17 protein-coding genes are annotated in these 20,682 nt (G+C 63.3%); 8 read left to right on the forward strand and 9 right to left on the reverse strand.

Annotated features, from left to right (window positions below; translation table 11 throughout):
• Positions 1-4: 4 nt before the first annotated feature.
• Positions 5-2,329, forward strand: a complete 2,325-nt coding sequence (locus RHP72_RS22485; RefSeq protein ID WP_030535357.1) for a helicase-associated domain-containing protein — start codon at positions 5-7, stop codon at positions 2,327-2,329.
• An 87-nt stretch (positions 2,330-2,416) separates the two neighbouring features.
• A complete protein-coding gene (locus RHP72_RS22490; RefSeq protein ID WP_007733507.1) occupies positions 2,417-2,542 on the forward strand; it encodes a hypothetical protein in 126 nt (41 codons plus the stop codon).
• Positions 2,543-2,966: 424 nt separating this feature from the next.
• On the opposite strand, the gene RHP72_RS22495 is transcribed toward RHP72_RS22490, so the two are convergent.
• On the reverse strand, positions 2,967-3,617 hold the full coding sequence (locus RHP72_RS22495; protein WP_003940633.1) for a TetR/AcrR family transcriptional regulator: 651 nt from the start codon (positions 3,615-3,617) through the stop codon (positions 2,967-2,969).
• A gap of 54 nt (positions 3,618-3,671) precedes the next feature.
• Entirely contained in the window at positions 3,672-3,983 is a 312-nt protein-coding gene (locus RHP72_RS22500; protein ID WP_166502550.1) for a hypothetical protein, read from the reverse strand.
• A 215-nt stretch (positions 3,984-4,198) separates the two neighbouring features.
• Here RHP72_RS22500 and RHP72_RS22505 point away from each other — a divergent pair, with 215 nt between their 5' ends.
• The 5 genes from RHP72_RS22505 (at position 4,199) to RHP72_RS22525 (ending at position 11,221) form a co-directional block, all read left to right on the forward strand.
• A complete protein-coding gene (locus RHP72_RS22505; RefSeq protein ID WP_064074070.1) occupies positions 4,199-5,392 on the forward strand; it encodes an LLM class flavin-dependent oxidoreductase in 1,194 nt (397 codons plus the stop codon).
• Complete coding sequence (locus RHP72_RS22510; protein ID WP_311093816.1) at positions 5,389-6,465, forward strand: alcohol dehydrogenase catalytic domain-containing protein; 1,077 nt, start codon at positions 5,389-5,391, stop codon at positions 6,463-6,465. Before RHP72_RS22505 ends, RHP72_RS22510 begins: the two co-directional genes overlap by 4 nt.
• A 180-nt stretch (positions 6,466-6,645) precedes the next feature.
• Positions 6,646-8,304, forward strand: a complete 1,659-nt coding sequence (locus RHP72_RS22515; RefSeq protein ID WP_003940219.1) for a DNA repair helicase XPB — start codon at positions 6,646-6,648, stop codon at positions 8,302-8,304.
• Positions 8,305-8,406: 102 nt separating this feature from the next.
• Positions 8,407-10,485, forward strand: coding sequence for a peptidase (locus tag RHP72_RS22520; protein WP_311093817.1), 2,079 nt, complete (start codon positions 8,407-8,409; stop codon positions 10,483-10,485).
• A 73-nt stretch (positions 10,486-10,558) separates the two neighbouring features.
• Complete coding sequence (locus RHP72_RS22525) at positions 10,559-11,221, forward strand: DUF3239 domain-containing protein (RefSeq protein WP_007733514.1); 663 nt, start codon at positions 10,559-10,561, stop codon at positions 11,219-11,221.
• 9 nt (positions 11,222-11,230) lie between these two features.
• Here the strand turns inward: RHP72_RS22525 and RHP72_RS22530 are convergent, their stop codons facing one another.
• From RHP72_RS22530 to RHP72_RS22555, 6 genes are read right to left on the reverse strand one after another with little or no spacing between them, the layout of a single operon-like run.
• Positions 11,231-12,217 carry an LLM class F420-dependent oxidoreductase gene (locus tag RHP72_RS22530; protein ID WP_063315901.1) on the reverse strand — a complete coding sequence of 329 codons (987 nt, stop codon included), beginning with the start codon at positions 12,215-12,217 and terminating at the stop codon, positions 11,231-11,233.
• Positions 12,218-12,230: 13 nt separating this feature from the next.
• Positions 12,231-13,463, reverse strand: a complete 1,233-nt coding sequence (locus tag RHP72_RS22535; RefSeq protein WP_311093818.1) for an MFS transporter — start codon at positions 13,461-13,463, stop codon at positions 12,231-12,233.
• Positions 13,460-14,806, reverse strand: coding sequence for an LLM class flavin-dependent oxidoreductase (locus RHP72_RS22540; protein WP_007733520.1), 1,347 nt, complete (start codon positions 14,804-14,806; stop codon positions 13,460-13,462). The genes RHP72_RS22535 and RHP72_RS22540 overlap by 4 nt, the downstream gene beginning before the upstream one ends.
• A gap of 31 nt (positions 14,807-14,837) precedes the next feature.
• The gene (locus RHP72_RS22545) at positions 14,838-15,710 is read right to left on the reverse strand and encodes an ABC transporter permease (protein ID WP_050654731.1); all 873 of its coding nucleotides are present in this window, start codon (positions 15,708-15,710) and stop codon (positions 14,838-14,840) included.
• Positions 15,703-16,524, reverse strand: coding sequence for an ABC transporter ATP-binding protein (locus tag RHP72_RS22550; RefSeq protein ID WP_003940477.1), 822 nt, complete (start codon positions 16,522-16,524; stop codon positions 15,703-15,705). Before RHP72_RS22550 ends, RHP72_RS22545 begins: the two co-directional genes overlap by 8 nt.
• A complete protein-coding gene (locus RHP72_RS22555; RefSeq protein ID WP_050654732.1) occupies positions 16,521-17,600 on the reverse strand; it encodes an ABC transporter substrate-binding protein in 1,080 nt (359 codons plus the stop codon). The genes RHP72_RS22550 and RHP72_RS22555 overlap by 4 nt, the downstream gene beginning before the upstream one ends.
• A 276-nt stretch (positions 17,601-17,876) precedes the next feature.
• Here RHP72_RS22555 and RHP72_RS22560 point away from each other — a divergent pair, with 276 nt between their 5' ends.
• The gene (locus tag RHP72_RS22560) at positions 17,877-18,839 is read left to right on the forward strand and encodes a sigma-70 family RNA polymerase sigma factor (RefSeq protein WP_311093819.1); all 963 of its coding nucleotides are present in this window, start codon (positions 17,877-17,879) and stop codon (positions 18,837-18,839) included.
• On the opposite strand, the gene RHP72_RS22565 is transcribed toward RHP72_RS22560, so the two are convergent.
• Complete coding sequence (locus tag RHP72_RS22565) at positions 18,815-20,536, reverse strand: FUSC family protein (protein WP_311093820.1); 1,722 nt, start codon at positions 20,534-20,536, stop codon at positions 18,815-18,817. The two genes, RHP72_RS22560 and RHP72_RS22565, sit on opposite strands and share 25 nt — an antisense overlap.
• Between the last annotated feature and the right edge of the window lie 146 nt (positions 20,537-20,682).

A 20,682-nucleotide genomic window follows, 5' to 3' on the forward strand; every position in this document is an offset into this window, starting at 1 on the left:
CCTGATGACCGAAACACGTGGCACCCCGGCGGGCAGTTCCGCAGCCGAAAGTCTGACCGATTGGCTCTCGGCGCGCAGTGACGCCGAGTTGACGGAGTTGCTGCGTCTGCGCCCCGATCTGGCCGTACCGCCGCCGAGCACGATGGTGGTTCTCAGCGGTCGGGCACAGCAACGCGCGTCGGTCAGCCGAGCGGCGGACGAACTCGACACCCTCGATTTCGGTCTTCTCGAATTGTTGGCACTGGCCGGCGCCGAGGAAACTCCGATGACGCGGGCGGAGCTCAACAGTGCGATCGCCGAACGAGCGCTGACCGGCAAGGGCAAGGTCACCAAGAAGGCCGTCGACAAGTCTCTGTCGAAGATGCGCGCGTCCGCCCTCATCTGGGGTGTCGATCCCATCAGCGTCGTCCCGGCAGTCATCGGGATGATTCCGTGGCGTGTGGGGCGCGCCCTCGAACCTGCCGAGGCGATGACCGAGACCGAGATCTCGGCTGCGCTCAACGCTCTGGACACCCGCGAGCGGGATCTCCTCGAGACACTCGCCAACTCCAGCCCGATCGGTCGCACCCGCGACGCTGCCCCCGGAACGCCGCCTGAGCGCCCGGTTCAACGACTGCTGGCGGCCGGCCTGCTGCGGTGGCTCGACGAGCAGACCGTCGAGCTTCCGGCGACGGTTCGTCAGGTCATCCGCGGCGAGCCGGTTTTCGATCCGACGACGCTGACCGCACCTGTCATCGGGGGCGACAAACTCAAGCCGGCGGACGTGAACGCCGCAGCAGCCGGCGAGGCGCTCGAGTTGGTACGCCAATGCGAGAACGTGATCGCCGTTCTGGGCGCAGCGCCGGCTCCCGCACTGCGAGCCGGTGGGCTCGGTGTTCGAGAACTACGACGCGTGGCCAAGACGGCCGATCTCGACGAAGCGCGCGTGAGCCTACTTGTCGAGTTGCTCTCGGCAGCTGGACTCATCGCCAGTGGAACACCAGACCCGGCGCCGGTCTCGGACAACGCGGACGAATACTGGACGCCCACGCTCGCGGTCGACGGCTGGCTGAACGCATCCACAGCGCGACGGTGGGAGGTCCTGGCGTCCGCCTGGGTCGACGTACCTCGAGTCCCGTGGATGATCGGGCTGCGCGATTCCACCGACAAGCCCATCGCGGCGTTGTCCGAGGAGGGCCGCGCTCCGGCGGCTCCGCGAGATCGTCAGGCCATTCTGGGGCTGCTCTCCGAACTCGACAGCGGCCAGACTGCATCGGCCGTCGAGGTAAGTCGGCTGCTGGCGTGGCGACGCCCGCGATGGAGCGGGCGCCTGCGGACGTTCGCGATCGAGCGGACTCTGGACGAGGCCGCTGCTCTCGGGCTGGTGGCCCGCGGCGCGTTGTCGTCACCTGGACGAGCCTTGCTGCACGGCGGGGACGCCGAAGCCGAAATGCAGTCCGCGCTACCCGAGCCCATCGACTACATCCTGGTCCAGGCGGATCTGACTCTGGTTGCGCCCGGCCCGCTGGTACCGGACCTGCTCGAGCAGGTGAGCCTGGTCGCAGACATCGAGTCGGCCGGATCGGCGTCCATGTACCGCATCAGCGAGGACAGCGTGCGTCGTGCGCTCGACGCCGGTCTGACGGCCACCGAACTGCATGCGATGTTCGCTTCGAAATCGAAGACTCCTGTCCCCCAATCACTTTCGTATTTGATCGACGATGTCGCCCGTCGACACGGACGACTGCGTGCCGGAGTGGCGGCGTCGTTCATTCGATGTGAGGACGCGTCACTGCTGGCGGAGGTCCTCGCATCCGCAGTGGCCGAGCCGTTGGCACTGCGCGCCTTGGCTCCCACCGTCGCGATTTCGCAGGCCCCTCTCCGCGAAGTCCTGACCGAGCTGCGAGCCGCCGGATTCGCGCCGGCAGGTGAGGACTCCTCGGGCACGTTGGTCGATCTCCGCCCACGTGGGGCACGTGTACCCAACCGTCGCAGCCGACCGGCGTCGAGGATGCCGGCGAGCCCGTCGGCGGATCAGCTGGCGTCGTTGGTCCGCACGATGCGGGCCGGAGACCGTGCTTCCGCCCCCGGCCGCGGCGGAGTGCGAACGGACGGTTCACGGGAGAACAACGCCGCCACCATCGCCTTGCTGGCCACGGCGGCCCGAGACAATTCGAGCGTCAACATCGGCTACGTCGACGCCCAGGGGGTCGCGACGCATCGCATCGTCGACCCCGTCAGCGTGGGCGGCGGACAGCTGGACGCCTTCGACCCCGCGAGCGGCGCGGTTCGCCGTTTCACGTTGCACCGAATTACTTCCGTCAGCCCCGTCGACTCCGGAAAAAAGTAGCAAAAAAGAAGCAACTGGCTTTTTTCTGTAAATGAAGTATGGTCGAGGTCAGTTTGTGATTGCCACTTCGAAAAATGAGGAGCGACAATGGCTGACAAGGCGCCGGGTAAGAACATGAAGAAACCCGCCCAGTCGATCAAGGAACGCCGCGCGGAGAAGCGGGCGAAAACTGCGGAGTCTTCCGAGTTCATCCGTAAGCGGAAGCGGAGCTGACAGCAAAGTCCAGAGAAGACGAGCTGATTGCGAAGCTGACCAATGCCTGCCTCCACCGACACCCTCGTGCACCTGCACGAAACGTTCAACCTGTTCAAGTCACGTAATCGAGGAACTGACGCACGCTCGCGCGGGTACGCAGCGGGCATGACCCTCGCTTCACTCTGCGTCCTCGACGAACACGCTCGGCAATCCGGAATACTTCTATCGGATTTACCGCAGAAAGAGAATCAACCATCGTGAAAAGAACAATCCATACCCTGGACCGCATTCAAACGAGACTCGAATCGGAGCTTGATTCCACTCCGGGTGATTCCGAAAAGAATATCGGTTACCGGTCCGGAATTTCCGAAGCTATTACTCATGTAATGGAAATGCGGAAGTCAGTGGTCGCGCAGAAATAGGAGACGCATCGATTAGGCGCTCACCCCAATAACTGCCGCACACCACCCACCAGAAAGACGACCTGGTCCTCGTAGAAGTCGGCAAGCCGCTCCGGCGCGAGCGGCTTGCCACTTCCGCTCCAATCGTCCGCCCGGCTCAACGCCTGGAGGAAGCCCATCAAGGCAATCGCCCAGCGAGTCTCGAGCCGTTCGGGATCGGTAGCAGGAAAAGTACGACGGACCTGGTCGAGGAGATGTTCACGCAGGTGCAGCTCGGTCGCCTCGAGGGCTGGATGGCCCGGTCGTGACATCTGCGGCTGCGAGATCTGCGTGACGATTCTGATCCATCGCATTCCCCGCGTGCGATGGCGAAGGAGCAATGCCTTGTAGGGCGCAGTGACGGCCCGTACCAGCGCCTCCACCGTCGGCGGCGTCTTGTCGGCGGAGAGGGCGTCGACGTTCGCGCTGATCTGATCTCGCACCGACGTTCCCATGTCCAACAGCACCGCTGCGACCAGATCGTCCTTGGTTCCGAAATGGTAGTGGACCGATGACGGCCCGAGACCGGCCGCGGCGTTGACCGAGCGCAGCGAAACTGCATCCAATCCCTCTGTCGCGAAAAGCCTTTCAGCAGTTTTGAGCAAACGCAGACGCGTCGCGTCGCCTTGACGGTTCTGCCGGGAGTCGGTCATACGAACGAGCTTCGCACGGGCTCGACAAACGTCTCAACCGTGGCGAACGCGGAGTCAGAGTGATTCACGGTGTGCTCGCACCCTGTTGTCGCGATCCACCCAGCCGTGGGCGCGTGCGTAGACCACCATCGCGGAGAACTTCTGTCTCCACTCGGTGTTTCCGATCCGGGCAGCGACGGCTTGCTCCAAGTGGCCGATGTCGAGCCAGACGTGATCCCCCTCGAGTTCCCCCCACGGTTCCAGTACCCGACTCAGAGTCTCGGATCGATCGTCGCCGCCAAAGACGACCGAGAGACTGGTGAAGTCGTCGACACTGTTCAGTTCGACGGTCGAGGAGTCGGGGGTGATTGTGACGTCCAGTTGCATACCTCTTCAATACTCCTTCGGAAAGTACTTGGTTCAGTCGATCGACTCGCAACAACGATATCCGACGTCATTGCACCAGATAACGTTGAACTACAGGTGATTACAAATCTCCCACTGTGCGGGAGGCTCAACTTATTGGATCAGTTGATCCATGTTAGACATCTCGATCAGAGCGAGTGATCCAAATCACTCCCCTGTCGACAGGAGTTGTCATCGTGTGGTCCGCATCGTCCATCCGCTTCGGAGCCTTCCTCGCCCCGTACCATCCGCTCGACGCCGATCCCGCCCTGCAACTCAGACGCGATATCGACCTCATGACACACCTGGACCACCTCGGATTCGAAGAAGCGTGGATGGGTGAGCATCATTCGACCGGCGCCGAGATCGTGCCTGCCCCGGACATGTTCATCGCGGCCGCCGCAGAGCGAACCGAGCGCATCCAGTTCGGCACAGGCGTGACGTCTCTGCCCTATCACCACCCGTTGATCACGGCCGACCGCATCACTCAGCTCGATCTGCAGACCCGCGGACGGCTCATCTTCGGCACCGGCCCGGGCAAGATCCCCCTCGATGCACACATGATGGGCATCAACCCGTCGGACCAGCGTCGTCGCCAGGGCGAAGCGCTCGAGGCCATTCTCGCGTTGCTTCGCGGCGAGGTCGTCAACATGGAAACCGACTGGTTCACGTTGCGTGACGCACGCGCACAGCTGCCCACCTATCGCGCGGACGGCATCGAGACCGTGACAGCGTCCACGATTTCCCCCAACGGTTCGGTGCTCGCAGGCAAGAACGGCCTCTCCCTGCTCTCATTGGCGGCGAGTTCACCCAGCGGCTTCGACGCACTGGATCGCAACTGGGATGTGTACGAGAAGGTCTCGGCCGAACACGGCCACCGCGCCGACCGAGCGACGTGGCGTGTGGTCAATCCGATGTTCATCGCCGAGACCCGAGCCGAGGCCGAGCGCGCCGTGAGCCGGCGGATCGGATCGATGGCTTCCTACGTGAATCGACAGACCGGCCAGAACCCGGCCTGGGCAGATACACCGGCCGGAGTCATCGATCAGTGGCGCAACGACACGCTCGGCGAGTTCGGTCAGGCGATCATCGGTACCCCCGAAGATGCGATCGCACAGATCGAGCGTCTGATCGAGAAGACGGGAGGGTTCGGCACGTTCTTGATCCTTCACGTCGACATGGCGAGCTGGGAGGACACCAAACGCAGCTACGAATTGTTCGCCTCCGAGGTGGTCCCGCACTTCCGGAAGCGAAATGTGGGGCGTCAGGCGAGCATGCAGTTCGCCGAGGACAATCGCGAGTACCTGATCGGCGGGCTGGTCGGAGCGATCACCAAAGCCCATACCGACTACTACGGCCGGCCGGCCGAGACGGGAGCCGTGCGCGCATGAGGGCCGTCCGTTTCCAGCAGGGAGAATTCGCGGTCACCGAGATCGCCGACCCGCCGCCGTTGGCACCCCATCAGATCCGCATCGACGTCGTCGCCTGCGGGATCTGCGGCAGTGACCTGAGCATGTCGAAGGACCCGTGCCGCTTCGTTCAGGTCGCGCACGACGGGGGCTACCCGCTCGCCACCTTCGATCCGGACGCGCCAGTGGTGCTGGGGCACGAATACGCGGGTATCCTCTCCGAGACCGGTTCTGCAGTAGACGATTTCGCGATCGGCGATCGGGTGGCCGGCATCGGCTTGGCCACCGACACCGCTACCGGGATCCCGACGATCATCGGCTACTCGAACGAGTACCGCGGCGCGTTCGGCGATCACATAGTCGTCGACGCGTTCTGGGTCCGCAAAGTTCCCGACCACCTGTCACTCGAGCACGCCACACTTGCCGAACCTCTCCACGTCGGCGAGATGCACCTCCAACAGTCCGGCCTCACCTCGGCCGATTCGGCGCTCGTCATCGGTTGCGGAACGATCGGACTGGGCGCCATCGTCGCCGCGAAAGCGCGCGGAGCGCAGATCGTCATCGCGTCGGAGCCCTCCCCCAAACGACGCGAGCTCGCCGCGAAGATGGGCGCGGACATCGTCGTCGATCCGGCCGAGCAGGATCCGATCGAACTGTGGAATCGAATGATCGCCGAAGGCAACCAGCTTGTCGGTCAGGCCGCGAACGGAGTTCTGATCGCCTACGAATGCAGCGGCCGGGCGGGAGTCATCGGAGAACTGATGCACACTCTGCCGTTCAACTCGAAGATTCAGGTTCTGGCTGCGCCGTTCGGCGACGAGACGATCATTCCCGTCGTCGGGCAGTTCCGGAGGATCTCGATCAACTTCGGTCACGGTCCTTACGAGAATGCCTACGACATCACCCTGCAGAGGCTCGCCGACGGCGAGATCGACGCCGAAGCGATCATCACCGGCAGGGTCGGTCTGGATGGAGTCTCGGACGCTTTCGCAGCTCTGCGCGCACCCGACGAACACGTGAAGATCCTCGTACTACCCGCGGGCCTCCCGGAATAGCGGTCGATCCTGCCCTGTTGACGTAGGGGTGCTCGCACTCGGGCACCTCTACTTCGGGCTGTGCGAGCGTCGCCTGTTGGCGTCTGCGCCCCGATACCAGGACAATGGCAGGGTTGGCGTCAGCCGACAACGCGGCGCAACGCTCTGTGGCTGCCGCGTTAGCTTCACTAGGAGGATTCCGTGACCGACGGACCGTTGATCGTCCAATCCGACAAGACGCTGCTGTTGGAGGTCGACCACGAGCGCGCCGGCGATGCCAGGCAGGCAATCGCCCCCTTCGCGGAACTCGAACGGGCCCCCGAACACGTCCACACCTATCGCATCACTCCCCTGGCCTTGTGGAATGCCCGCGCCGCCGGACACGACGCCGAGCAGGTTGTCGACGCGCTCGTGTCGTACTCACGATTCGCGGTTCCACAACCGCTGCTGGTCGACATCGTCGACACGATGGCCAGGTACGGACGCTTACAGCTGGTCAAGAGCCCGGTGCACGGCCTCATCCTGGTCAGCCTCGACCGCGCAGTCCTCACCGAGGTGATGCGACACAAGAAGATCTCGCCGATGCTCGGTGAGAAGGTCGACGACGACACCGTGATCGTCCACCCGAGCGAACGCGGCCGCCTCAAGCAGATGCTGCTCAAGGTGGGCTGGCCGGCCGAGGACCTCGCCGGCTACGTGGACGGCGAAGCGCACCCGATCGATCTCGCTTTCGAAGAGGGCCACTGGGAACTGCGCGACTACCAGCAGATGGCAGCGGATTCGTTCTGGGCCGGCGGTTCGGGCGTCGTCGTGCTGCCGTGTGGCGCCGGCAAGACGATGGTGGGCGCCGCAGCGATGGCAAAGGCCAAGGCCACCACCCTCATCCTCGTCACCAATACCGTTGCCGGTCGTCAGTGGAAGCGTGAGTTGATCGCGCGTACATCGTTGACCGAGGAAGAAATCGGCGAATACTCCGGCGAGCGCAAGGAGATTCGGCCGGTCACGATCGCCACGTACCAGGTGATCACACGTCGCACGAAGGGCGAGTACAAGCACCTCGAACTTTTCGATTCCCGAGACTGGGGATTGGTGATCTACGACGAGGTCCACTTGCTCCCCGCGCCGGTCTTCCGGATGACGGCAGACCTGCAGTCACGCCGCCGTCTCGGCCTGACCGCGACGTTGGTTCGTGAGGACGGACGCGAAGGCGACGTCTTCTCGCTCATCGGCCCCAAGCGCTACGACGCTCCGTGGAAGGACATCGAAGCGCAGGGCTGGATCGCGCCGGCCGACTGCGTCGAGGTGCGAGTGACGATGACGGACGCCGAGCGCATGTCCTATGCCGTCGCCGAACCGGAGGAGCGCTACAAACTGTGCTCGACGGCTCACACGAAAATTGCGGTCGTGAAGTCGATCCTGGCCAAGCACCCCGATTCTCCGACTTTGGTGATCGGTGCGTATCTCGATCAGCTCGACGAACTCGGCGAAGCCCTGAACGCCCCGGTGATCAAGGGATCCACCAAGAACAAGGAACGCGAGATCCTCTTCGATCAGTTCCGTAACGGTGAGATCCAGACGCTGGTGGTGAGCAAGGTCGCGAACTTCTCGATCGACCTTCCGGAGGCATCTGTCGCCGTGCAGGTTTCGGGAACCTTCGGGTCGAGACAGGAAGAGGCTCAGCGACTCGGACGCCTACTGCGACCCAAGCACGACGGCGGTCAGGCTCACTTCTATTCGGTGGTCTCGCGCGACACTCTCGATGCGGAGTACGCGGCACATCGTCAGCGATTCCTCGCCGAACAGGGCTACGCCTATCGGATCACCGACGCCGATGACCTGCTCGGACCTGCCATCGGCTGAGCATTTCTGCAACACGTTGCAGAATCAAATGGACATACGTCCAGTTATCTGTAGAGTGTCCCCTGTCACAGTCGTGTCCATCGGCCGGGGGTCACCAGCACCATGCGCTCAGTTCCACGTCTACGGGGTCGGCTCGCCGGAACCATCTCGCTGCTGACTGCCGCCGTCGTCGTCGCCGCGACCGGCGTCAGCGCCGCGGCACCGAGTCCTGCTCCTACTGCGCAGAACTCGGTGTACGCACTTGCGAACGGTTGCTTCGCGCTGCGCACCGAGTCTGGTGATTTCGTCCGTCGTGACGGGTCGGCGTACCTCACCGACGTAACGAAAGCCGCAGACGCCGAACCGTTCCGGCTACATGCGGCCCAGTTGGGTCGTTTCATGCTGTACGGCCCGGACGGGTCGATGCTCTCGCACGACGGCGCGGACTCGGTACTCGCCACTTCCGAAGCAACTCCCTCCACCGACTGGACCGTGATGTCCACCGGTGAATCGCTCGTTCTGACCGCGACCTCGAACGGCCGTCAACTGATCTCGCGCGACTTGATGCTCACGATGTCCGATCCCGGTGACGTTCCCGAATCTGCGTTCACGCTGATCCCGCGCGACGGCTGCGCCGACTTCCCCGAAGCGGAGGTGGGCGCAAACGGCGTTCCGGGAGAAATCGGACCGAACGGTGAAGTCACCGGATTCATCGACACACACGTGCACATGAATGCTTCCGAGTTCATGGGCGGAAACCTGCACTGCGGCCGACCTTTCGATCCTCAGGGCGTCACCGCAGCGCTCGTCGACTGCCCGGACCATCAACCTGACGGGATACCGGCGCTCCTCGAAAACGTTCTGTCGTACGGCAATCCCTTCGAAACTCACGACACCACCGGCTGGCCGAGTTTCGCCGACTGGCCGGCGCACGATTCACTGACGCACGAGCAGACGTACTACAAGTGGGTCGAGCGGGCCTGGCGTGGCGGGCTGCGAATCTTCACCAATCTCTTTGTCGCCAATCGTGTCCTGTGCGAGCTGTATCCGAGCAAGCGAAATCCCTGTGACGAGATGGAGACCGTCCGGATCCAGGCGCAGCAGACACGCGAACTCCAGGACTACATCGACGCCCAGTACGGCGGTCCCGGCCGGGGTTGGTTCCGCATCGTGAGCTCGCCGGAACAGGCCAGGCAGGTGGCCGCCGACGGAAAGCTGGCCGTCACCCTCGGGGTGGAGGTGTCCGAACCCTTCGGTTGCTCTGTGCGCAACGGTATTCCGCAGTGCACCGAGGACGACATCGACCGCGGCCTGGACGAGTTGTACGACCTCGGTGTCCGGCAGATGATCGTCACGCACAAGTTCGACAACGCCCTCGGCGGTGCCCGTTTCGACGGCGGCGTCACCGGAGTGGCCGTCAATATCGGCAACTACCTGGGCACCGGGGAGTTCTGGCAGTCGGAACCATGCACCGGCGTTGCCGAGGACAATGTGCTGCCCACCAAGGTCGACGGCGCACAGAATCTTCTCGCGGTACTCCCACCCGGAGTGACGCTTCCGGTGTACCCCTCTGGTCCGCAATGCAATTCGCACGGCCTGACCGACCTCGGCGCGTACACGATCCGAGGTTTGATGGACCGAGGGATGATCGTGGACATCGATCACATGAGCGTCAAGACCGCCGAAGCGGCTCTCGATATTCTCGAAGCTGCGAACTACTCCGGCGTCGTTTCCAGTCACAGCTGGAGCGACCCGAGCCTGTACAAGCGGATCTACGCACTCGGCGGATTTGTCGCCCTGTACGCCGGACAACTCGACGCATCGGACGAAAAGCCCGAAGAGCGTGGGTTCATCGACCAGTGGCGGGACGCACGGGCGATGCGAAGCGAGAACTACTACTTCGGTTTCGGCTACGGCGCCGACACCAACGGCTTCGGGCCGCAGGCCGCACCGCGCGGCGACGCCGCAGAAAATCCGCTGCAATATCCGTACACCGCCTTCGACGGCACGGTCATGGACCAGCAGCGCGCCGGCACCCGGGTTTTCGACGTGAACACCGAAGGCGTGGCGCAGTACGGGATGATTCCCGACTGGATCGCGGACATGCGCATCGCCGCGGGAGCCGACGGCGACACCATCATCGAGGACATGAGCCGCGGCGCCGAGGCTTACCTGCAGATGTGGGAGCGCGCGCGAAACTAGCTACCCTGGTGGACGGTCCCCGGGCGATCGGGGGCCGGTCCTAGATCGTCCGGCACCACCGAAGGAATTTTTCGTGGCTGACTTCCAGTTCACCGTCGACAAGGCTCACGCCAAGTCGGTCAACGACACACTGGCCGATGTACGCCGCCTGCAGATTTCTGCGGTGATCTTCGCGATCGTCCTCGCCGCGGTCGGGGCCTGGTTGATCAGCATGGGCGAGGTGTGGTCCATCATCATCGGCGCAGTCCTCGCCATCGGTGCGGCCAGTTCCCTGTGGGTTGCCGTGTGGGCACCTCGCAAGGTGGGAAGCGTCGAATCTCTGTATGCGGACAACCCACTGGTTCCCGCGATCGTCACCGAGGTTCACCCTCGAGCGGCGACCTTGACGGCATTGATCGACATCGCGAAGCCGGCGGCCGGAGCACCGCAGTACGCGCTCGTCAGCCGCAACGTTCGACTCAATCCGAAGTGGCGAGTCGGCGACCGCATTCCGTCGGTCGCACTGCGTTCGGATCGTTCCACCCGCAGCAAGGCTGACACGTGGCAGATGGTCAGTCCCATGCCGATCGAGTGGGGGACCAAGGACTCGGCAGTGCTGGCACGCGCGATCGCTGCTGTCAGTGCGAGCGAGTGGAACTTCCTGCAGAGCCGGATTCCCGATTCCGAAGAAGTTCGCACCCACCCCGATCGCCGGGTTCTGATCAACCCGGCCGATCTTCCTGACTCGCTGCGCTAGCCCCAACGGTTACGCGAGCGCGGGCAGCACTTCCTTCTCGAACATCTCGATTCCCGACGTGTCGTACGCGGCCTCGGGGAAGTAGAAGATTCCGTACTCGAGTCCCTGCGCCGCGAGCGCCGACAGGTTCTCGATGATCTGCTCGGGCGTACCCACGGCAGGCATTCCGCGGAACGCATCGAGCGACGCATCGGCGGCAGCTTCGCCGACCAACGGCGTCAGTCGGGCCTTCAGTGTCTCCAACCGCTGAGCCACCTCGGATTCCGTCGCGCCGATGGCCACGTTGTAGTTGGCCGAACGGACGATGGCGTCGAAATCGCTACCGACGGTGTCGCAGTGCTTCTTCAGGATTTCGGACTTGTGCGCGAAGCCGGCCGGGGTGCCGTCGAAGTTCGTGTACTGCGCGTACTTGGCCGCGATCTTGAGTGTGACCTTCTCGCCGCCACCGGCAACCCAGATGGGAATTCCGCCCTCTTGCAACGGAAGTGGACGGCACAGCGCTCCGTCGACCTGGTAGTACTTGCCGTCGAGCGTCGAGCTGCCGGTCGACCACGCCTGCTGCATGATCTGGATTCCTTCGTCGAGGCGGCCCAGACGCTCACCGGCAGAGGGGAAACCGTAGCCGTACGCACGCCACTCCTGCTCGTACCAACCGCCGCCGATGCCCATCTCGACGCGTCCACCCGTGATGAGATCGGTGGTCGCGGCGACCTTGGCGAGGTACGCCGGGTTTCGGTAACTCATGGCGGTACACATCTGGCCCAGTCGGATACGCGAGGTCGACGCACCGAGTGCGGCCATCAACGTCCACGCCTCGTGAGTCGCTTCTTCCGTCGGCTGGGGAACGGTGTGGAAGTGGTCGTAGACCCACACCGACTCCCACGGCCCTGCCTCCGCGCGCAGCGTGAAGTCTCGCATCACCTCCCACTGCTTCGCGGGGTCGATGCCGACCAGGTCCAGACGCCAGCCTTGAGGTACGAACAGTCCGAATCGCATGTAGCGAGCCTACCTACAGTTTCCCGACGCGCGACCGGGGTGACACCCGCGGAGAGTAGACCGGAATGAAGCGGAACATCATCGCCGCGCCGGCGAACGACGTCGCGCCCAGAGCGGCGAATGCCCACCCGAGTGGGAGCACCGCGGCGAGTAGACCGATCGCGAGCGGCCCACCGAACATGCCGGTGTCGTGAGTCAATCGCCATGCAGCGAGGAACTCGGCGCGTTCTTCGGGCGGGGCGATATCGGCACCGAGGGTCATGATCACGCCGTTGCCCAGCCCGTTGCCGATCCCCATCACGACAGCGACCACGGTCAATCCCACTGCACCCGTCGAGAACGGCAACAGTAGGTACGACACACCGATCACCGTCAGCGAAGGCACCGCGACCAGCCTGCGGCCGTATCGGTCCATGATGTGTCCGGCCGGGTACGAGCACAGCAGGTCCACGGCCGCACCGATACCGAAGATCACACTCACCTGGGCTGCATCCAATCCGAGGTGCAATGCCCACAATGGAAGAACGGCCTCACGCGAAGCGCGGGCGGCGCCCATCAGAAGGGAGCCTGTCCCGAGCGTCGACAGAGCGGCACGATGACGGCGAAGGATCTCCGGGAGCGTAACGTGTCCGTGATCGCTGTTGCCTGCCTGCACCTTTCGTGGCGGGTCGGGAACGCGGGCCATCAGCGCCCCGGCGAGCACGACGCCCACCAACTGGACAAGGAATCCTCCGCGCGCTCCCACCAGGAGAATCACGCCGGCCCCGATGAGCGGTCCCAGGAAGAAACCCAACCGCCACATCGCAGCGAACGACGCCATTGCTCGGGCCCGTAGACCGAGTGGCACGGTCTCGGCGAGGTAGCTCTGCCGCGCAAGGCCCCACACCGCATTCGCCAATCCGGTCAACAGTGCGCCGATACCGAGCATCCACGGAGTCTGCGCAAGGAGACAGATCACCACTCCTGTTGCACCCAAGGAACTTCCGCCGATGATCGACCTGCGCTCACCGAAACGCGACACGATCCTGCCGGCGGGGAGGTCACCGAGTACGGCGCCCAAACCACCGAGTGCAACGATCAGGCCGGCGACGGCAACCGAGGCACCCAGGGCGCGCGCGGTGACGGCCATGATGGGGGCAGCCGCACCCTGACCGATCCCGAAGATGGCCGCCGGTACGAAAACCGTTGTGACCAGTGGCTTGAGACCGGCAATCGCCGGCTGTTCCTTGGGCAGTGTTTCCGTCACGCGCTCACTTCTGCCGCGTCAGCGGCCCGCGAGAACCGATTCGCCGGACGATCGAGGCCGTAGTGACCCCGCAGGGTGGATTCCGTGTATTCGGTCCGGAAGAGCCCACGCGCCTGCAGAATCGGCACGACCCGGTCGACGAACACCTCGAGCCCTCCGGGCAGATAGGGCGGCATGATGTTGAAGCCGTCCGCGGCGCCCTTGTCGAACCATTCGGTCAACTCGTCCGCGACCTGCTCCGGTGTCCCGGCAAATGTCCGATGCCCACGGCCACCGCCGAGTTTGCCGATCAGTTCACGGACGGTGAGGTTTTCGCTCTCCGCAAGGTCTTTGACGAGCTGGTATCGACTCTTGTTTCCTTGGATGCGATCGATGTCCGGCAACGGGGGCAACGGGGCATCCAGCGAATGCTCGGTGAGGTCGACGCCCACCATGTTCGAGAGTTGGCGCAGCGAGTACTCAGGTGAGATGAGATCCGTGAACGACTGCTCCAGTGCCTTGGCTTCTTCTTCCGTATCCGCGATGAAGGGAACGATGCCTGGCAGCACCTTGATCTCGTCGGGACTACGCCCGTACTTGATCAGCCGCGCTTTGAGGTCGGTGTAGAAATCCTGCCCCTGCTCGAGTGTTCGTTGAGCGGTGAACACGGCCTCGGCATACTTCGCCGCGAAGTCCTTACCGCTCTCGGAGGAACCGGCTTGCACGAGCAACGGACGTCCCTGTGGAGACCTCGGCGAATTGAGCGGGCCAGCCACCGTGAATCGTTGACCGTCATGGTCGATGCGATGGACACGATCAGGATCGGCGAAGATTCCGGTCTCTTCGTCCAGGACAACTGCCCCCTCTTCCCAGCTGTCCCAGAGTCCGAGCGTCACGTCGAGAAACTCCTCGGCGCGCTCGTAACGACCGCTGTGCGTCGGTACCGCATCGAGGCCGAAGTTCGCGGCCTCGTCGGCGCCGGCCGACGTCACGATGTTCCACCCGCCTCGTCCACCACTGATGTGATCGAGGGAAGCGAACTTCCTTGCGAGAGTGTACGGATCGCTGTAACTGGTCGACGCGGTTGCAATCAGTCCCACCTTGTCGGTGGCCGCAGCGATCGCCGACAGCAAGGTGACGGGTTCGAAGATCGCCTGGGTGTTGTACTTGACCCGCGGGCCGACTGCTAGACCGTCGGCGAAGAACACCGAGTCCAGCTTTCCACGCTCGGCGATTCTCCCCAATTCCTGGAAGTGCTTGACGTCCAGGAGGTTGGCCGCGTTTGTGCGTGGGTGGCGCCACGCCGCCTCATGATGGCCGACGCCCATCAGGAAGGCGTTCAGATGAAATTGTCGTTCGGACATGAGTTCGCAGAATCTTTCCGTGAATGTGTGGTCAGGTGGTGACGCGCCAGCGCGAGAGCCGACGTTCGATCAGGACCAGAATCGCGTTGATTGTCAGACCCAACAACGAGATCGCGACGATGCCCGCGTACATGTTCGGGATCTGGAAGTTGAGTTGTGAAGCGGTGATCAGATACCCGAGACCGGCTTTGGCCCCGACCATTTCGGCGGCGATCAGCACGAGAATCGACGACGCGGCTGCCATGCGGATACCCGTGAAGATCGTGGGAACAGCGGCGGGCAGAACCACCTTCTGAAACAGCCGAATCGAGGAGAACCCCAGCGAGGCAGCGGACTTGATCAGCAGCGGATCGACCGTGCGCACACCCGAAATGGTGTTGAGCAGGATCGGGAAGGTGCAGGCGTAGATCACCAGGGCGATCTTCGATTCCTCACCGATTCCGAGAATCAGCACGAAGACGGGAAGCAGCGCCAAGGCTGCTGTGTTGCGGAACAATTCGAGAATCGGGTTGAGGAAGTCGGAGACCGGGCGGTACCAGGCGATCGCAATTCCCAACGGAATCGCGATCGCGATGGCCACGAAGAAGCCGGTCAGCGCACGCGTCAGACTGGCGGAAACATGCTCTTGCAATTGTCCGTTCTCGGCGAGGGTGAAGAATGCGGACACAACTTCGGTGAAGGGCGGGAGGAAGACCTTGTCCACCAGCCCGAGCCGAGGTGCCGCTTCCCAGATCCCGAGGAAGATCGCGATCGCAATCGACGGCTTGGCAATCCGCCAGGCGGTGGAACCAATGTAGCGCGCCGCCTTGCCGCCGGCCTGGCTCCGCTGCGCAACGTCAGGTGTTTTGTCGGCCAACGGTTTCGGGGTGGCGACCACCTCCGGCGTCGCCAATGCGCTAGACATGTGCAACCTCCTTGGCAGGATCGAGTTCGCCGGCCCGAGCGCGCTCGACTTCACCGTGCAGCAGCGTCCAGATCCGGTGCCGGAACACACGGAACTCCTCACCTGATCGCACGTCGTCGCCGGACCGGTCGATGTCGATGTCGACGATCGTCTTGACGCGCCCCGGGCGCGAAGTCAGTACTGCAACACGTTGCCCGAGGTAGATGGCCTCGTCGATTCCGTGGGTGATGAACAGGATCGTCTTGCCGGTGGCCTTCCAGATGCGCAGAAGCTCGTCCTGCAGCGACTCTCGCGTCTGTGCGTCCAGCGCTGCAAATGGTTCGTCCATCAGCAACACTTCGGGGTCGAATGCCAGGCTGCGGGCGATCGCGACTCGCTGCTTCATTCCACCGGACAACTCGTGCGGATAGCGATCCGCGAAACCTTGCAGACCGACCAGTTCGAGGTAATGCTCGGCGAGCTCGCGTCGCTCGCTCTTCTTCACGCCCTTCGCTTCGAGTCCGAACTCGATGTTGTGACGTGCAGTTCGCCATGGAAGCAGCGCGTATTGCTGGAAGACGATTCCCCGATCCAAGCCTGGGCCCGTGATCTGCTTGCCGTCCAGAAGGATTCGACCGGAAGTGGGCGAACTGAGTCCTCCGAGGAGGTCCAGCAGAGTCGACTTGCCGCAACCACTCGGCCCGACGAGGACCAGGAACTCCCCCGGCGCCACGTCGATGTTGATGTCCTCGACCGCGGTGAAAACTTCGTCGGTCCCACGAATGTCGAACTGTTTGGTGACGTGCTCGAGCCGTAGTTTCGGTTCTGTGCTCATTTTGCTGCCTCCAGTGCCTGTCCGTCAGCGCCGCTGTCGGGTGAATACGTTCCGTTGGCGTACGGGTTGAATTCGTTCGTGTAGATGTCCGACGGCTTCAACTTTCCTTCTTCGAGTTCGCCGTTACGGGTGAGCCAGTCGATCCACGTGCTGATCTCGGCATCGGTGATCGTTCCGCCTGGACCGGCGACCCCCGGGCTCTTCCAGTAGCTGATGAGCTTGGTGTCCTCGTTGCGTCCGCGGCTGTTGATGATCGACGTCAGCTTCGCGACCACTTCTTCTCGTGGGTGTGTCTGCGTCCAGCGGATGGCCCTCGCTGTTCCCTGCACGAAATCGGCGACCGCCTCCTTGTTCTGCGCGATGTAGTCGTCACGGAACACCAACGTGCCGTAGGTGAACGAGCCGAACAACGATTCGTCCGTGAACAGCTCACGAAGGCCACCACGTTCTAGCGCGGAGTCACGGAAGACCGAGCCGAGGGTGGCGACGTCGATCTGTCCCTGCCGCAACGCTTGTTCCGTGTTGACCGGCGGAACGACGATCAATTCAACCTGCTTGATCTCGTCCGGCGTAAGTCCCTGCCGCGCAAGCCATTCACGGACGACGAACTCGTGGTGCGCACCGAGGGTGTTCATCCCGACCTTCTTGCCGATCAGGTCCTTCGCCGATTTGATCGGACTGTCGTCGAGTACGTAGTACCCGTTGAAGCTCTCCTTGTCCGAGCCGTAGTACCCGATGACCGAGGTGATCGGTGAACCCGCGGAAGCCAACTTCACCACCGCCCCGTTGAACGCTCCGCCGAACTCGGTTTGACCGGTCGCTGCGTTCTGAATGCTCTGAGGGCCGCTGGTCGTATCGCCGATCCAGTTGAGCTCCACGTCGTTGAAGTAGCCGAGGTCAGCGGCCAGTTCGGGGTAGATGACCTGTCCGGTGCTGCCCTCGTACCGCAGGACGGTCTTGCCGTCGGCGGTCTTGACCACTTCGTCGGAGGAGCCCGAGCAGGCAACGGCAAAACTGGACAGAGTGACAAGAGCGACGACCGCGGCTACCGAGCGCGCGAAACGAGGGCGAATCATGAAGTTGCTTCCTGTAGAAGATGATTGGTTCAGTTCTCGGCTACACCTGTCCGGAGCGCCGTGTGCGGCGCTCGGCACAGGCAGGTGTGGGAATGTCAGTTCAACGACAACAGTTGAGCGACATGAGCGGGAAAGACCGAAACACGTGAGACTCCAATGAATGTGCAGACAGGATCGAGCCGTGAGCAGTGCCGAAACCATACGTCGGCACCCACTACCTGGGTCAACGGTTACATTCATGCCGGATTTAATGTGTGAGGTCCGTATCATGAGGGCATGCTTTCGCCGACGACTGCGCAGGACTTCGAGCAACACCGTGGCCACCTGACGTCGGTGGCCTACCGTCTCACCGGAAGTTTCAGCGACGCTCAGGATGCGGTGCAGGAGGCATGGATACGCTTGCAAGTCGCACAATCGAGACAAGGAAGCGACCTCGAGATCCGCGAGCTGCGCGGATGGCTCACCACTGTTGTCGGTCGGATCTGCCTCGATCATCTCAAATCGGCCGCGGTCAGAAGAGAAAGCTATGTCGGACAGTGGCTTCCGGAGCCGATCGTCACGCCCGTCGACGCCACCTCGGGCACACCCTCAGCGACACCCGATCCGCTGGAGTACGTCGTGACGCAGGAACAGAATCGTTTTGCTGCCCTCGTCGTCCTGGACACCCTTACTCCCGCTCAACGCGTTGCCTTCGTCCTGCATGACGGCTTCGACGTGCCCTTCGCCGAGGTTGCGCGCATCCTCGACATCGAAGTAGCCACTGCCCGTCAGTTGGCCTCGCGGGCCCGTAAAGCCGCAGCGTCGGCGCCGGTCCCGGTCAGTAGCGAGGAGCATGCTGCTGCCGTCGAGCGATTGGTGACGGCTATCGCGAGTCGAGATCTGAACGCCGTGATAGGTGCACTCGATCCCGATGCCGTCCTGATCGGTGACGCAGGCGGAACTACCCGCACGGCTGTCAACATTGTGCGCGGCAGCGATCGTGTCGCGCGGTTCTATCTGGGATTGGCCCGCAAGTACGGACCGGCAGCGGTGTTCTCGATGTCACCGGTTCTCGTCAACGGACAGCTCGGCGGTGTATTCGCCGGCTCACCGGGGGACGACCAGTACCCGCAGTTCGCCGCTCGCGTTGCCGGCTTCACTGTCCGCGACGGAGTTGTGTGCGCAGCCTACGACATTGCGAATCCAGCCAAGTTCAGCGCTGTGCCGATGCTCGATCACACCGAACCCGAACGCAAGTAGCGAGACTCCCATTCCTCGAGGTGTGATCTGGACACCTGCGTGCCGAACCACAGTCGGTGCAGTACATCCGATCCCAGATGATGCAATTCGGTGTGCGTCCTCCACTGCTGCGACGCCCACTCGGGTTCGTTGTGGGCGGCGTCGATCCCGGCCATCGCGCTACCTCGCAGTTCGAAGTCCAGGTCCCGACGAAGCTCCGAAAGCTCCGACCAATTCGCCTGTGGTGCATAGTGCCTCGCGCAAATTTCGGTCAGCAGCTTGAACAGGACGCTACCCGCCCGCTCGTCGACCCAGATCAGAGTGCGTCGATGCGCACCGCGCCCCACCGTCCACAGGACCACCAACGCCACGACGACGCCGATTGCCGTCTCGAGCATGCGGCTGAGGATCAGATGTCGGACGGTCCCGTGCGCACCACCGGCCGCGCCGAGGAGAATCGCGAGGGCGGTGATGAAGATGACGGCTATCCCGTAATTCCGCACCAGGAACAGCTCGATCCCCGCCATCAGGACTGCAAGTACCGCCACCAACCACAGACCGGTCGGACTCCAGGAGTAGATGGCACCCAACAGAATCAACCCGAGGACGGTTCCGCCGATGCGGTGGATTCCGCGATAGGTGCCCAGTATTCGATCCGGTCCTTGATGAAGGACCATCGCCGCGGCGATCACCGCCCAGTCCGGGCGATCGATGCCGAGCAGGACGGTGAGGGTTCCCGCCGCCATACAGGCAATGGACAGCCGAAGTGCCGTCACCGACGCTCGGCTGGACCGATTGCAGGCGCGGAGGAACCGATATCGGATCGTCGGGTCGGGCAGAGGCGGGTGAGCACCGACGTCGTCGACGTCGAACGCGGGGTCGGCCATGAGTTCCGGATCGTGGTCGTCGGAGATCGCCCTGGCCATCGAGATCTGCGCTCGTTCGAGTTCACGGGTCAACGGGTGGTCTTTCCCGACGATTGCGCCGCGGTAGAGGCACTGCCACGCGTCGTGCAGCCGAAGTGCTGCAGCGTGGCGTTTGTCTCGCGTGAGTTCGGGTGGGGCGTACGTCGCCTGAGCGTCCGTGTACTCCGCAACGGCCGAGACGGCTGCCTGTACAGCGCTGCGTTCGACAGCTCTCGGTGCCCACAGGATTCCCGTCATCGAGACGACCACCGCGCTGATCCCACCGATTGCCGTCCACATCGCGACCTCGACCGGCGGCTGGCCGGGAGTGGCGATCACGGAGCTGATCTCGGTGGTGAGCAACAGAAAGAACGCGCCCGGTGGACCCAATCGAAGCGCGTCGACGGTGAAGGCGCAGGTCGACACCACGACGGCCATGATCAGCACGACAAAGACGAGCAGCACCGTCGGCGCTCCCTCGGCGATGGCTCGGTGGACGGGCTCACCCACCGATGCCCCGACGAAGGACAGGATCGTCAGCGCCGTCGCAGCGATACCGACTGCCTTCCACCTGCTCCGGTACGGACGACCCTCACCGTAGATCGATGCAAATGCACCGAGGCCGACCAGGAGCGAAGCAGACCCGAATCCGAGCAGTGTGGCGATGGCCGCCGGAATCGCCAGGGCTAGGGCGACGCGAACCGCTCCGGGGTACCTGTTTCCCACCGGCGGCAATCCGAACAGGACGCTGCGCGCCGGCCGCGGAGCCGGGAGGTTGGACTCGTGACCCGCTGATGTTTCTTCGGGGTCCACTGCCCATCCTTCGCGCCGGCCTGTTCGTGTCTGTGTCGTCCCATTCTTGCGGGCGGCCGACGTGGAATTCGAGGCGGGTCCGGAGGTCGATTCGACCACCCCTTTATTGACACTATGTCAACAGTGTGGATGATAGGTGGAGTCGG

Origin of the sequence: Rhodococcus sp. SG20037, assembly GCF_031763325.1 — a bacterium.
GTDB classification, from domain to species: Bacteria; Actinomycetota; Actinomycetes; order Mycobacteriales; family Mycobacteriaceae; genus Rhodococcus_F; species Rhodococcus_F qingshengii.

Coding starts and splice junctions, on each gene's coding strand:
- RHP72_RS22500 (WP_166502550.1), bottom strand. CDS start 3,983: ATGCAACTGGACGTCACAATCACCCCCGACTCCTCGACCGTCGAACTG.
- RHP72_RS22540 (WP_007733520.1), bottom strand. CDS start 14,806: ATGTCCGAACGACAATTTCATCTGAACGCCTTCCTGATGGGCGTCGGC.
- RHP72_RS22490 (WP_007733507.1), top strand. CDS start 2,417: ATGGCTGACAAGGCGCCGGGTAAGAACATGAAGAAACCCGCCCAGTCG.
- RHP72_RS22520 (WP_311093817.1), top strand. CDS start 8,407: ATGCGCTCAGTTCCACGTCTACGGGGTCGGCTCGCCGGAACCATCTCG.
- RHP72_RS22530 (WP_063315901.1), bottom strand. CDS start 12,217: ATGCGATTCGGACTGTTCGTACCTCAAGGCTGGCGTCTGGACCTGGTC.
- RHP72_RS22485 (WP_030535357.1), top strand. CDS start 5: ATGACCGAAACACGTGGCACCCCGGCGGGCAGTTCCGCAGCCGAAAGT.
- RHP72_RS22555 (WP_050654732.1), bottom strand. CDS start 17,600: ATGATTCGCCCTCGTTTCGCGCGCTCGGTAGCCGCGGTCGTCGCTCTT.
- RHP72_RS22550 (WP_003940477.1), bottom strand. CDS start 16,524: ATGAGCACAGAACCGAAACTACGGCTCGAGCACGTCACCAAACAGTTC.
- RHP72_RS22560 (WP_311093819.1), top strand. CDS start 17,877: ATGCTTTCGCCGACGACTGCGCAGGACTTCGAGCAACACCGTGGCCAC.
- RHP72_RS22545 (WP_050654731.1), bottom strand. CDS start 15,710: ATGTCTAGCGCATTGGCGACGCCGGAGGTGGTCGCCACCCCGAAACCG.
- RHP72_RS22510 (WP_311093816.1), top strand. CDS start 5,389: ATGAGGGCCGTCCGTTTCCAGCAGGGAGAATTCGCGGTCACCGAGATC.
- RHP72_RS22495 (WP_003940633.1), bottom strand. CDS start 3,617: ATGACCGACTCCCGGCAGAACCGTCAAGGCGACGCGACGCGTCTGCGT.